Origin of the sequence: Brenneria alni (genome assembly GCF_003666245.1) — a bacterium.
GTDB lineage: Bacteria > Pseudomonadota > Gammaproteobacteria > Enterobacterales > Enterobacteriaceae > Brenneria > Brenneria alni.
On record NZ_MJLZ01000017.1, the window covers coordinates 43,363 to 56,951 of the forward strand.

A 13,589-nucleotide genomic window follows, 5' to 3' on the forward strand; every position below is an offset into this window, starting at 1 on the left:
ATGGTTGCGGTAAGAAGTGCGCATTTGAATACGGCTGGTGAGTTTGTGCCTGACGCGTGGATTGCTTCGCTTGGAATAACCAGTCAGCAGTCATGTGAACGATTAGCCGAAACCTGGCGCTACTGTGAACAGCAAACCCAAGATCATCCTGATGCGATGCTGCTGCTGTGGCGCGGCATCGAAATGGTGGAAATCCTGTCCACATTGAGTATGGATAATGACAGTATGTGTGCTGCGCTGCTGTTTCCATTAGCCAATGCCAATGTGGTGGATGAAGCCACCCTGCAAGAAAAGTTCGGCAAAAGCATTGTTGATCTGGTGCATGGCGTGCGCGATATGGATGCCATTCGCCAGCTAAAAGCCACGCAAAATGACTCCGGGGCCTCTGAGCAGGTAGACAATATCCGCCGCATGTTGCTGGCCATGGTGGAGGATTTCCGCTGTGTGGTCATCAAGTTGGCGGAGCGGATTGCTCACCTGCGTGAAGTAAAAGATGCCCCGGAAGAAGAACGGGTGCTGGCGGCGAAAGAGTGTACCAATATTTATGCGCCGTTAGCCAACCGGCTGGGCATCGGGCAACTTAAATGGGAACTGGAGGACTTCTGCTTCCGTTACCTTCATCCTGATGAGTACAAACGCATTGCGACACTGCTGCATGAGCGCCGTATCGATCGCGAACAGTATATTGACGACTTTGTTAAAACATTGCGCGACGCCATGAAAGAAGAGGGGGTACGGGCGGAAATTTATGGTCGGCCCAAGCATATCTACAGCATCTGGCGCAAGATGCAGAAAAAATCGCTGTCATTTGACGAGCTGTTTGACGTGCGTGCGGTACGTATTGTGGTGGAACGCTTGCAGGATTGCTATGGCGCGCTGGGTATTGTGCATACCCATTACCGTCATTTGCCGGATGAGTTTGATGACTATGTCGCCAACCCGAAACCGAACGGCTATCAGTCTATTCATACGGTGGTGCTGGGGCCGAGAGGCAAAACACTTGAAATTCAGATCCGTACCCGGCAGATGCATGAAGATGCCGAACTGGGCGTGGCGGCGCACTGGAAATATAAAGAAGGTACGGTTGTCGGCGGGCGTTCTGGTTACGAAGGCCGGATTGCCTGGTTGCGTAAGCTGATCGCCTGGCAGGAAGAGATGGCGGATTCAGACGAAGTGCTGGATGAAGTCCGCAGCCAGGTATTTGACGATCGGGTTTATGTGTTTACGCCGAAAGGCGATGTCGTCGATTTGCCGGCAGGTTCAACGCCGCTGGATTTCGCCTACCACATTCACAGCGATATCGGTCATCGTTGCATCGGCGCGAAAATTGGCGGGCGCATTGTACCGTTCACCTATCAGTTGCAGATGGGCGATCAGATCGAGGTGATCACCCAGAAACAGCCGAATCCAAGCCGTGACTGGCTAAACCCTAACCTGGGTTACATTACCACCAGCCGTGGGCGTTCAAAAATTCACAACTGGTTCCGTAAACAGGATCGCGACAAAAACATTCTGGCCGGTCGCCAGATCCTGGATGATGAGTTAGAGCATCTGGGGATCAACCTCAAGGCCGCAGAGAAACTGCTGTTGCCTCGTTATAACGTGAATTCGCTGGATGAACTGCTGGCGGCGATTGGCGGTGGGGATATTCGTCTCAATCAGATGGTTAATTTTCTGCAATCGCAGCTTAACCAGCCCAGCGCGGAAGAGCAGGATCGTGAGGCGCTGCGCCAACTGACGCAAAAATCCCAGCAGCCAGCCGCGCATAACAAAGATAAAGGACGTGTGGTTGTTGAAGGGGTCGGCAACCTGATGCACCATATCGCCCGCTGCTGTCAGCCGATTCCGGGTGATGAGATCACCGGGTTTATCACCCGTGGGCGGGGAATTTCCATCCATCGGGCCGACTGTGAGCAACTGGACGATCTGCGCAGCAACGCGCCGGAGCGTATTGTCGATGCGGTGTGGGGGGAAAGCTACTCCAGCGGATATTCGCTGGTGGTGAGGGTGACGGCTAATGATCGTAGCGGATTACTGCGGGATATCACCACCATTCTGGCGAACGAAAAGGTCAATGTACTGGGCGTCTCCAGTCGTAGCGACACGAAACAGCAACTGGCCACCATTGATATGGAAATGGAGATCTACAATCTACAGGTGCTGGGGCGTGTGCTGGCCAAGCTCAACCAATTGCCGGATGTGATCGACGCCCGCCGTCAGCAGGGGGGATAACTAGTGATAATGTGGTATTTCCTTTCGCGTAAAAAATTGCGCTGAGGAAAAACAATCATCCAGGATGAGTGGCATGGAAGCCACGAAAGCCGCTGCCGCGTAGGGAACGCGTCAGCGGCGGTCCGTCAGGAGATTGTTTTTCCGAAGGCACCGCGAAGCGGCGCAATTCTCGCGAAAAAGACCGGGGTCACGGGGCGGCGTCGATTGGACGCCCCGTGTCGGGCGCGTCGAAGATGCGGAAAAGATGTTTGGAATTTATCGCGCACGAAACTTTCTCCTTATCTGCATAATTCGCTGTAGAACAATAATCGTTTAATTTTCAGGAATACTATGACTTCACCTGCCATTGAGCGCCTGCTCGCCATCATGAAAACCCTGCGCGATCCAGAAAACGGCTGCCCGTGGGATCGCAAACAAACGTTTGACACCCTTACGCCTTATACGCTGGAAGAAACTTACGAAGTGCTGGATGCCATCAGCCGCAAAGACTTTGATGATTTGCGCGGTGAACTGGGCGACATGCTGTTTCAGGTGGTGTTCTATGCGCAATTGGCACAGGAGCAGGGGCTGTTTGATTTTTCCGACGTCTGTAATGCCATCAGCGACAAGCTGGTGCGCCGCCATCCACACATCTTTGCGGATGCCCAGCTTTCAGACAGTGATGCGGTGCTGGCAAACTGGGAGCAAACCAAAGCCCAGGAAAGAGCTGAAAAAGATCGCCATTCACCGTTGGATGATATTCCCGAAGCATTGCCCGCGTTAATGAAAGCACAAAAAATTCAGCAGCGCTGCGCGTCCGTGGGGTTTGACTGGGACAGTTTGGGGCCGGTTGTCGGCAAAGTTTATGAAGAAATTGACGAGGTGATGTATGAAGCCCGGCAGGCGGTGATTGATGAAGCAAAACTGGGTGAAGAAATTGGTGATTTATTGTTTGCCACGGTTAATCTTTCTCGTCATCTGGGGTACAAGGCCGAGCGTGCGCTGCAAGAGGCCAACCGTAAGTTCAGCCGCCGTTTTCGTCAGGTAGAACAGATTGTTACAGCGTCTGGTAAAACGCTGGAGCAGGCAACGCTGGAAGAAATGGAAGCGGCGTGGCAGCAGGTTAAGCAGCAGGAAAATAGCCTTCATTTTTCAAGTCGGCGCGATGAGTAAAACGAACATTTGTGGCGTTCATCAGGTTCCGGTATACTACTTTCCCGTCTTGGTCTTTCCATCGTCTTTAAACCTAAACTCTCAGGTTCAGCATGACAACTAATTATATTTTTGTGACCGGCGGGGTCGTTTCCTCTCTGGGTAAAGGCATTGCCGCAGCCTCTCTGGCGGCTATTCTTGAAGCCCGTGGCCTCAACGTTACCATCATGAAACTGGACCCGTATATCAACGTGGATCCGGGCACGATGAGCCCGACACAGCACGGTGAAGTGTTCGTCACCGAAGACGGTGCGGAAACCGATCTCGATCTGGGCCACTATGAGCGCTTCATTCGCACCAAGATGTCGCGCCGTAATAACTTCACCGCTGGCCGTATATACTCTGACGTACTGCGTAAAGAGCGCCGTGGTGACTATCTGGGCGCCACTATTCAGGTTATCCCCCATATTACCAATGCGATCAAAGAGCGCATCCTTGAGGGGGGGGAAGGGCATGATGTGGTGCTGGTTGAAATTGGCGGAACGGTCGGTGATATCGAATCTTTACCGTTCCTTGAAGCGATTCGGCAGATGGCGGTTGAAGTGGGCCGCGAGCATACGCTCTATATGCATCTGACGCTGGTGCCGTATCTGGCCGCCGCCGGTGAAGTGAAAACCAAACCGACTCAGCACTCGGTAAAAGAGCTGCTTTCCATCGGTATCCAGCCTGATGTGCTGATTTGCCGTTCTGACCGTACCGTGCCTGCCAATGAGCGTGCAAAGATTGCTTTATTCTGTAATGTGCCGGAAAAAGCAGTAATATCCCTTAAAGATATTGATTCCATTTATAAAATCCCGGCGCTCTTGAAATCTCAGGGGCTGGACGATTATATTTGTAAACGATTCAGCTTGAACTGCCAGGAAGCGAATCTGTCAGAATGGGAACAGGTGGTCTACGAAGAAGCCAATCCGGGCGGTGAAGTCACCATCGGGATGATTGGCAAGTATGTAGCGTTGCCTGATGCCTATAAATCGGTCATTGAAGCGCTCAAGCACGGTGGATTGAAAAACCGTCTGACGGTGAACATCCGGCTTATCGATTCGCAGGATGTTGAAACCCGTGGCGTCGAGATACTGAAAGATTTGGACGCTATCCTGATCCCCGGCGGGTTTGGCTATCGTGGTGTCGAAGGTAAGGTCATGGCGGCGCGTTATGCCCGTGAAAATAATGTTCCTTATCTGGGTATTTGCCTGGGGATGCAGGTGGCATTGATGGAATTTGCCCGTAACGTTGCCGGTATGGAGGGGGCAAACTCGACTGAGTTTGTGCCGGACTGTAAGTACCCGGTAATTGCGCTCATCACGGAATGGCGTGATGAAGAAGGCAATATTGAAGTCCGTGATGAGGCAAGCGATCTGGGTGGCACCATGCGGGTTGGCGGACAGCAATGTCATCTGACCGAGGGCAGTCTGGTGCGCCAGTTGTATGGTGAACAAACGATTATTGAACGTCACCGCCATCGTTATGAAGTAAACAACATGTTGTTGAAGCAGATTGAAGCGGCGGGATTGCGTGTTGCTGGTCTTTCCGCCGACCGCAAACTGGTGGAGATCGTTGAATTGCCTGATCATCCGTGGTTCGTGGCTTGTCAGTTCCACCCGGAATTTACATCGACGCCGCGTGATGGGCATCCACTGTTCGCCGGCTTTGTCAAAGCCGCTGGCGCATATCAAAAGCGTCAGATGAAGTAACGGATTTGTCGGCAACGCACGATTGATCATCGTGCGTTGTTCGTCTGAGGTTTTAGTTTAACTTGTATTGAGGAAAATCTAATGTCCAAAATTGTTAAAGTCATCGGTCGTGAAATCATCGACTCGCGCGGAAATCCAACTGTGGAAGCGGAAGTGCATCTGGAAGGCGGTTTTGTTGGTTTGGCCGCTGCACCATCAGGGGCTTCTACCGGTTCGCGTGAAGCGCTGGAACTGCGTGACGGTGACAAATCCCGTTTCCTGGGCAAAGGCGTAACCAAAGCCGTTGCTGCGGTAAACGGTCCGCTTGCTCAGGCTATTCTGGGTAAAGACGCGAAAGATCAGGCGAGCATCGATAAAATCATGATCGACCTGGACGGTACTGAAAACAAATCCAAATTCGGCGCTAACGCCATCCTGGCTGTTTCCCTGGCCAGCGCCAAAGCCGCCGCGGCATCCAAAGGCCAACCGCTGTACGAGCATATTGCCGAACTGAATGGCACCCCAGGCAAATTCTCTATGCCTCTGCCGATGATGAACATCATCAATGGCGGCGAACACGCTGATAACAACGTTGATATTCAGGAGTTCATGATTCAACCGGTTGGCGCGAAAACGGTTAAAGAAGCGATTCGTATCGGTTCTGAAGTTTTCCACACACTGGCAAAAGTGCTGAAAGCCAAAGGTATGAGTACTGCGGTAGGTGATGAAGGCGGCTATGCGCCGAATCTGGAATCCAACGCCGCGGCACTGGCTGCGATCAAAGAAGCAGTGGAAAAGGCCGGTTATGTTTTGGGTAAAGACGTTACCCTGGCCATGGACTGTGCCGCTTCTGAGTTCTACAACAAAGAAACCGGTAACTATGAACTGAAAGGCGAAGGCAAAACGTTCACCTCTCAGGAATTCACTCATTACCTGGAAGGTCTGACCAAAGAATATCCGATCGTCTCTATCGAAGATGGTCTGAATGAGTCTGACTGGGACGGTTTTGCTTACCAGACCAAAGTTCTGGGCGACAAAATCCAACTGGTTGGCGACGATCTGTTCGTGACCAATACCAAGATCCTGAAAGAAGGTATCGATAAAGGCATCGCTAACTCCATCCTGATCAAATTCAACCAGATCGGTTCTCTGACCGAAACACTGGCTGCAATCAAGATGGCGAAAGATGCAGGCTACACGGCGGTCATCTCTCACCGTTCTGGTGAAACCGAAGATGCCACTATCGCTGACTTGGCGGTAGGTACGGCGGCAGGCCAGATCAAAACCGGTTCTATGAGCCGTTCTGACCGCGTTGCTAAATACAACCAACTGATCCGTATTGAAGAAGCGCTGGGTAACCGTGCGCCGTTCAACGGCCTGAAAGAAGTGAAGGGCCAGGCTTAATCGCCACCTTCACGCTGAGAGCATGATCTCTGCGGCCCCTGGCGGGAAGTAGAAGCGTCGGCTCCATGTAAGATTAAAATCCAGAAGTGTTCGCACATTTCTGGATTTTTTTGATCTACAGAACCATTCCCCTTCTCATCTTTTATTGATTCAATCCTGACAGGCTATAGTTCACCGGGATCCAACGGTAGCCGTTTGGTTTTCCATCATGACCTTGTGCCGCTTTGACGTGACCGATACCGGGGAAAGAAATGTGTGAACTGGCAACCCAGTAACCCTTGCTGTCTGCGTCAGCCATAAGGGAGGCGCGAGTTTTTGCGGCGGCGTCCATGTCATAGTCGAAACTGATGGTGGTGGCAGGCAGCGGAAACTGCACGGCAGCTACGTGAATGATATCACCCCAGATCAGCAGTTTTTGTCCTTCGCTTTCGGCCCAGAACGCGGTGTGTCCGGGAGTGTGGCCGGGAGTTGGCAACGAGGTGATCCCCTGGACAATCTGCTGTTCGCCGGAAAAGAGTTTCAGCTTATTGGCTGCTTTAATCGGGCTGAACGTATCCTGTACCCGCTGGAAGGTGGCTTTATTGTCGCCTGTCGCCTGTTTCAGATTCGCTTCGTTGAGCCAGTAATCACTGTCAAGTTTGCTGACGTAAATCGTGGCATTTGGGTAGGCCAGTTTGCCCTCGCTCAGTAGTCCGCCGAAATGGTCGCCGTGCAGATGCGTCAGGACGAGCGTATCCACCTGTTCAGGCGAGTAGCCCGCCGCTTTCAGGTTATTCAGCACCCGGCCAACGGAAGGGTTGGCTTGCTTACCGTTGCCGGTATCGATCAGGATCAGGTTTTCCCCCGTGTTAATCAAAAAGGCATTGATCGAGGTCTCAACCGATGGTTCTAGAAAGTTTTCCGCCAGTAACCGTTTTATTTCTTCAGGGGAGGTGCGTGCCAGTAGTTTGTCCATCGGCATAGTATTGGTGCCGTCAGACAGAGCGGTTATCTCAAATTGACCCAGCATCATCCGGTAGTAACCCGGCTGGGTTTTTATCTGCGTAACCGTCTGCGCGGTGGACATCACAGGGACAAAAAGCAGTGCCAGCAAGAGCAACGTGAAAGATTTCAAAACATTCATGCATTCCGATCCTTGTTAATGATTGAGCGTCGATGGGGAATAAAGTAGTAATATTGAGTATTAACGCGACAACGATATTACTCAAATAAAACGCCAGCTATTGGTTTGGCGTGTTGATCTGCGATAATACCTTCTTTAAGTAACCGGTATAGTGAAAAACATGCAGTACCCGATTAATGAAGTGTTCCAGACGTTACAGGGCGAAGGCTATTTTACCGGTGTTCCGGCGGTGTTTGTGCGCCTGCAAGGGTGTCCGGTCGGTTGTAGCTGGTGCGATACCAAACATACCTGGGACAAACTGGCCGAGCGGGAGATTCCGCTGGATCAGGTACTGATAAAAACACAGGAAAGCGATGGTTGGGGGGCTGCCCGCGCTGAGGATATACTGGCGTTGATGGCGGGTGAAGGTTATACCGCACGCCATATCGTGATTACCGGGGGCGAACCCTGTATTCACGATCTGTCCGCGCTGACGCTATTGTTGGAAAAACAGGGGTTTAGCTGTCAGATAGAAACCAGTGGCACGCATGAAATACGCTGTTCGCCAAAAACCTGGGTGACGGTTTCCCCGAAAGTGAATATGCGTGGTGGCATGGCGGTTATCGATCAGGCATTGCAACGGGCGGATGAAATAAAACATCCGGTTGCCCGTGAGCGTGATATCGACGCGCTGGATGCCTTATTGGCCCGGCTGGAGGATGATAAGCCGCGCATTGTGGCGCTACAGCCTATCAGTCAGAAAGAGGAGGCAACCAAACTGTGTATTGCCACCTGTATTGCCCGCAACTGGCGGCTTTCCATGCAAACGCATAAATACCTGAATATTGCCTAGCGGATACGATACGGCGTAACGTTCCAGGCCATTGCTTTTACTCGCCTTTATAGATACAACCCGCAGTACAGGTTTCTTTCACGGTGACGGCGCTCAGTTCGGGCAATGACGGTTTTATCTGTTGCCAGATCCAGTGAGCCAGTACTTCGCTGGTTGGATTTTCCAGACCGGGAATATCATTCAGGTAGTGGTGATCCAGCCTTTCCCACGTTGGTTTAAACGCGGCCTTTAATTCGGCAAAATCCATTATCCAGCCGGTATGGGGATCAACATCGCCGGTAATTTCCAGTCGAACCATAAATGAATGCCCATGCAGGCGTCCGCATTTATGCCCTGAGGGAACATGGGGCAGACGGTGAGCTGCTTCAAACTGAAAATCTTTAAATAGTGTAATAGGCATGGCGATGCTCTCGATTTCTTTAAAAAATAGTATTCAAAAAACTGTCGCATACTACCGGAAAGCGCGGTGGTTAGCTATTCATCGCCAATCAGCTTCCACCGCAAGCGTTTTACCACCACTTGTGAATTCATACTTCATTATTTAATTTAAAATTCATAATGTTATCGACATTTCTTTGGCTATAACACTTTAATCAGTAAGTGTTATCTGAAAAACCATTTAGTCATTTTGGTTATTTGATATTTCCATCATTTCTTTAATTGTTAAGATACGGGTGGTTACCCTTATCTTCCATTCATCTTTTTATTGCATGAATCTGCATTAGTTCCGGCTACAGGCACAAGGATATTGAGATCATAATGACAACTCCGGTTTCTCCGACTTCGTTGCTCCCGTTGAGTGCGGAGCAATTAACACGTTTACAGGCGGCAACCGGTGATTTTTCACCCACGCAGCTAGCCTGGCTGTCCGGTTATTTTTGGGGCGTTTTACAGCAACCGACAGGACAACAGCAGTCTGGCGCGGTGACAACGACGGCAAATGTGAGTTCATCCCCGGTTATTTCGGTTCCCGTGCAAAGCATCACTCTGATTTCCGCCTCCCAAACCGGTAATGCCAGGCGGGTGGCGGAGCAACTGCGGGATGACCTGTTGAGCGCCAAACTGGCGGTTAATCTGGTGAATGCAGGCGACTACAAATTCAAGCAAATTGCGCAGGAAAAACTGTTGCTGGTGGTGACCTCGACACAGGGCGAAGGAGAGCCGCCGGAAGAAGCCGTTGCGTTGCATAAATTCCTGCACTCCAAAAAAGCCCCTTCCCTGAAAGAGACCGCGTTTGCGGTGTTCGGGCTAGGCGATACCTCATATGAGTTTTTCAGCAAAGCAGGTAAGGACTTTGATAGCCGTTTTGCTGAACTGGGCGCCGAACGGCTGCTGGATCGTGTTGATGCCGATGTGGATTATCAGGCGCAGGCGGAACAATGGCGACGGCAACTGGTGGATATTCTCAAATCTCGCGTATCAGCGCAGGGGGATGCGGTCGCGCAAGTCAGCGCCAGCGGCGCGCTGGATGAAATCACCAGCAGTCCTTATAGCAAGGAATCACCATTACATGCGGCGTTTTCCGTTAATCAGAAAATCACTGGCCGTAACTCAGAGAAAGATGTTCGTCACATTGAAATCGATCTGGGTGATTCCGGTCTGCGTTACCAACCGGGAGATGCGCTTGGCGTCTGGTTTGACAACGATCCCGCGTTGGTGCGGGAACTGCTTGAGCTGTTGTGGCTGAAAGGCGACGAGCAGGTCACGGTGGAAGGAAAATCGCTGCCGTTGTCACAGGCACTGCAAAGCCATTTTGAACTGACCCAGAACACGGCGCCCATTGTTGAAAAATACGCCGCCCTATCGCGTGATGAAACGCTGCTGGCTTTGGTGGCGGATAAGCTGGCCTTACAGCAGTTTGCCCAACAGACACCGCTGGTGGATATGGTGCGACAGGCCCCCGTTGAACTGACGGCGGAGCAGTTAACCGGCCTGCTGCGTCCGCTGACGCCGCGTTTGTATTCCATCGCCTCTTCACAAGCTGAAGTGGAAAGCGAAGTGCATATCACCGTCGGGGTGGTGCGCTATGACATCAATGGCCGTCCCCGTGCTGGCGGCGCATCCAGCTATCTGGCCGATCGTCTGAATGAAGATGATGACATCCGGGTATTTATCGAACATAACGATAATTTCCGGCTGCCTGCCAACCCGGATACGCCGGTCATAATGATTGGGCCAGGCACCGGTATTGCGCCTTTTCGCGCATTTATGCAACAGCGGGAAGCGGAAGGCGCGGGAGGGAGGAACTGGCTGTTCTTTGGCAACCCGCACTTTACGGAAGATTTTCTCTATCAGGTTGAATGGCAGCGCTATGTGAAAGATGGCCTGCTGACGAATATCGATCTGGCCTGGTCACGCGATCAGGCGCACAAGATTTACGTACAGGACAAATTGCGGGAAAAAGGCGCGGAAGTCTGGCGCTGGCTTCAGGATGGCGCACACCTTTATGTTTGCGGCGATGCCAACCGCATGGCGAAGGATGTCGAACTGGCGTTATTGGACGTGGTGGCCGAACACGGTGGCATGGACACCGAGCAGGCCGATGAATTTTTAAGTGATTTGCGCCTTGAGCGCCGTTATCAGCGAGATGTGTACTAATGAGCGAAAAGCTGTTCTTAAATGAAAAACATCCCGGCCCATTAGTGGTGGAAGGGAAACTTGCTGATGCCGAGCGCCTGAAGCGGGAGAGCAATTTCCTGCGCGGCACCATTGCCGATGATTTACAAGACGGCCTGACTGGCGGTTTTAATGGCGATAACTTTTTACTGATCCGTTTTCACGGTATGTATCAGCAGGACGACCGTGACATCCGTGCCGAGCGTGCCGAGCAGAAACTGGAACCGCGCCATGCCATGATGCTGCGTTGCCGCTTGCCGGGGGGCGTTATCACGCCCGCACAGTGGTTGGGTATTGATAAATTTGCCGCTGAAAGCACACTCTACGGCAGTATTCGCCTGACTAACCGTCAGACGTTCCAGTTTCACGGTATTCTTAAACCGAATGTGAAACCCGCGCACCAGTTGCTCAATAGCGTGGGATTAGACTCACTGGCCACGGCCAACGACGTTAACCGCAACGTGATGTGTACCTCAAATCCGATTGAGTCCGAACTGCACCAGCAGGCGTATGACTGGGCGAAGAAGATTTCTGAGCATCTGCTGCCGCGAACTCGCGCTTATGCCGAAATCTGGTTGGATCAGGAGAAGGTTGCCACCACAGACGAAGAACCCATTTTGGGATCGACCTATCTGCCGCGCAAGTTCAAAACTACCGTGGTGATTCCACCGCAGAACGATGTGGATCTGCACGCCAACGATCTTAACTTTGTCGCTATTGCCGATAACGGTCGGCTGGTCGGGTTCAATGTGCTGGTGGGCGGCGGGCTGTCGATTGCTCACGGCGATAAAGCGACCTATGCGCGCACTGCCAGTGAACTGGGCTATATTCCGGTTGAACATACGCTGGCGATCGCCGAAGCGGTGGTCACCACCCAGCGTGACTGGGGGAACCGTACCAACCGTAAAAACGCGAAAACCAAGTACACGCTGGAGCGGGTGGGCGTTGAGACGTTCAAACAGGAAGTGGAAAAGCGCGCTGGCGTGAAGTTTGAGGCGGTACGTCCGTATGAATTTACCGGACGCGGCGATCGTATCGGCTGGGTAAAAGGCATCGACAATAAATGGCATTTGACGCTGTTTATCGAAAATGGTCGTATTCTGGACTATCCTGGCCGCCCGTTGAAAACGGGCCTGGCGGAAATTGCTAAAATACATAAGGGAGATTTCCGGCTGACGGCAAACCAGAACCTGATTGTTGCCGGTGTAACAGCGCGCAGTAAGGCGAAGATTGAGGCGCTGGCGCGGCAACATGGACTGATAGACGATGGCGTGAGCGAACAGCGTAAAAACTCTATGGCCTGTGTTTCCTACCCGACCTGCCCGCTGGCGATGGCGGAAGCGGAGCGTTTCCTGCCGACGTTTGTGACTAAGGTTGAAGATATCATGCAGCGGCATGGCGTGGGGGATGAGCACATTATTCTGCGCGTGACCGGGTGCCCTAATGGCTGTGGCCGGGCGCTGCTGGCGGAGATCGGTCTGGTGGGGAAAGCCATCGGGCGCTATAACCTGCATCTGGGAGGAAACCGGGCGGGTACGCGCATCCCGCGCATGTATCGTGAGAACATCAATGAGGCGGAAATCCTCAGTGAAATCGACCAGCTTATCGGGCGCTGGGCGAAAGAGCGTAACGAGAATGAAGGTTTTGGTGATTTCACTATTCGCGCCAACATCATTAAACCGGTGCTGGACCCCGCACGTGATTTTTATGACTGACAGGAGATCCTGATGTCTGAGCTTAATCTTGAGGCGCTAAATGTTTTGCCGAAGTCAGAACAGGAGGCTGCGCTGGCGACGGTTAACCATCGGCTGGAAGCCCTGTCCGCACAGGAAAGGGTCAACTGGGCGCTGGAAAATCTGCCGGGGGAGTATGTGTTGTCCTCCAGTTTTGGTATTCAGGCTGCCGTGTCTTTGCATCTTGTCACTCAACAGTGGACGGATATTCCGGTTATCCTGACGGATACGGGGTATCTTTTCCCGGAAACCTATCAGTTTATTGATGGCTTAACGGAACAACTGAAACTAAACCTTAAGGTATACCGCGCCACGCTGTCGCCTGCATGGCAGGAAGCGCGCTACGGTCAATTGTGGGATCAGGGGGTTGAGGGCATTGAACGCTACAACCAGATAAACAAGGTGGAACCCATGAACCGGGCCTTAAGCGAACTTAAGGCGAGCACCTGGTTTGCCGGTCTGCGGCGCGAGCAATCCAGCAGCCGCGGTCATCTGCCGGTGTTGGCGGTGCAGCGTGGGGTGTTCAAATTTCTGCCGATTATTGACTGGGACAACCGTCAGGTTTATCAGTACCTGAAACAAAACGGGCTGAGTTACCATCCGCTGTGGGATCAGGGATATTTATCAGTGGGCGACACTCATACCACCCGTAAATGGGAACCCGGCATGAGTGAAGAAGAAACCCGCTTTTTCGGTCTGAAGCGTGAATGCGGGCTACACGAAGAGTGAAAGGCGCTACGGCCCCATCAGCACGCTGTCCCTAATATCGGACTTTGTCGGCAGTCTGC

10 protein-coding genes are annotated in these 13,589 nt (G+C 52.2%); 8 read left to right on the top strand and 2 right to left on the bottom strand.

What is annotated here, in order from left to right; translation table 11 throughout:
* The 4 genes from relA to eno all read left to right on the top strand — a co-directional run bounded on the left by relA (window position 1) and on the right by eno (window position 6,497).
* A complete protein-coding gene (gene relA, locus BIY29_RS09505; protein WP_121574890.1) occupies window positions 1–2,232 on the top strand; it encodes a GTP diphosphokinase in 2,232 nt (743 codons plus the stop codon).
* Window positions 2,233–2,562: 330 nt separating this feature from the next.
* On the top strand, window positions 2,563–3,384 hold the full coding sequence (gene mazG / locus BIY29_RS09510) for a nucleoside triphosphate pyrophosphohydrolase (RefSeq protein ID WP_121574891.1): 822 nt from the start codon (window positions 2,563–2,565) through the stop codon (window positions 3,382–3,384).
* Window positions 3,385–3,476: 92 nt separating this feature from the next.
* Window positions 3,477–5,114 carry a glutamine hydrolyzing CTP synthase gene (gene pyrG, locus BIY29_RS09515; RefSeq protein ID WP_121574892.1) on the top strand — a complete coding sequence of 546 codons (1,638 nt, stop codon included), beginning with the start codon at window positions 3,477–3,479 and terminating at the stop codon, window positions 5,112–5,114.
* Between the two features lie 81 nt (window positions 5,115–5,195).
* Window positions 5,196–6,497, top strand: a complete 1,302-nt coding sequence (eno, locus tag BIY29_RS09520; RefSeq protein WP_121574893.1) for a phosphopyruvate hydratase — start codon at window positions 5,196–5,198, stop codon at window positions 6,495–6,497.
* Between the two features lie 142 nt (window positions 6,498–6,639).
* Here the strand turns inward: eno and BIY29_RS09525 are convergent, their stop codons facing one another.
* Complete coding sequence (locus tag BIY29_RS09525; protein ID WP_121574894.1) at window positions 6,640–7,620, bottom strand: MBL fold metallo-hydrolase; 981 nt, start codon at window positions 7,618–7,620, stop codon at window positions 6,640–6,642.
* 160 nt (window positions 7,621–7,780) lie between these two features.
* Here BIY29_RS09525 and queE point away from each other — a divergent pair, with 160 nt between their 5' ends.
* Window positions 7,781–8,452: a 7-carboxy-7-deazaguanine synthase QueE gene (gene queE, locus BIY29_RS09530; RefSeq protein WP_121574895.1), complete on the top strand. Its 672-nt coding sequence runs from the start codon at window positions 7,781–7,783 to the stop codon at window positions 8,450–8,452.
* A gap of 37 nt (window positions 8,453–8,489) precedes the next feature.
* Here the strand turns inward: queE and queD are convergent, their stop codons facing one another.
* Window positions 8,490–8,852, bottom strand: coding sequence for a 6-carboxytetrahydropterin synthase QueD (queD, locus tag BIY29_RS09535; protein ID WP_121574896.1), 363 nt, complete (start codon window positions 8,850–8,852; stop codon window positions 8,490–8,492).
* A 359-nt stretch (window positions 8,853–9,211) separates the two neighbouring features.
* Here queD and cysJ point away from each other — a divergent pair, with 359 nt between their 5' ends.
* From cysJ to BIY29_RS09550, 3 genes are read left to right on the top strand one after another with little or no spacing between them, the layout of a single operon-like run.
* Entirely contained in the window at window positions 9,212–11,050 is a 1,839-nt protein-coding gene (gene cysJ / locus BIY29_RS09540; protein ID WP_121574897.1) for an NADPH-dependent assimilatory sulfite reductase flavoprotein subunit, read from the top strand.
* The gene (gene cysI, locus BIY29_RS09545) at window positions 11,050–12,783 is read left to right on the top strand and encodes an assimilatory sulfite reductase (NADPH) hemoprotein subunit (RefSeq protein ID WP_121574898.1); all 1,734 of its coding nucleotides are present in this window, start codon (window positions 11,050–11,052) and stop codon (window positions 12,781–12,783) included. The genes cysJ and cysI overlap by 1 nt, the downstream gene beginning before the upstream one ends.
* 12 nt (window positions 12,784–12,795) lie before the next feature.
* Window positions 12,796–13,530: a phosphoadenylyl-sulfate reductase gene (locus BIY29_RS09550; RefSeq protein WP_121574899.1), complete on the top strand. Its 735-nt coding sequence runs from the start codon at window positions 12,796–12,798 to the stop codon at window positions 13,528–13,530.
* The last annotated feature ends 59 nt before the right edge of the window (window positions 13,531–13,589 follow it).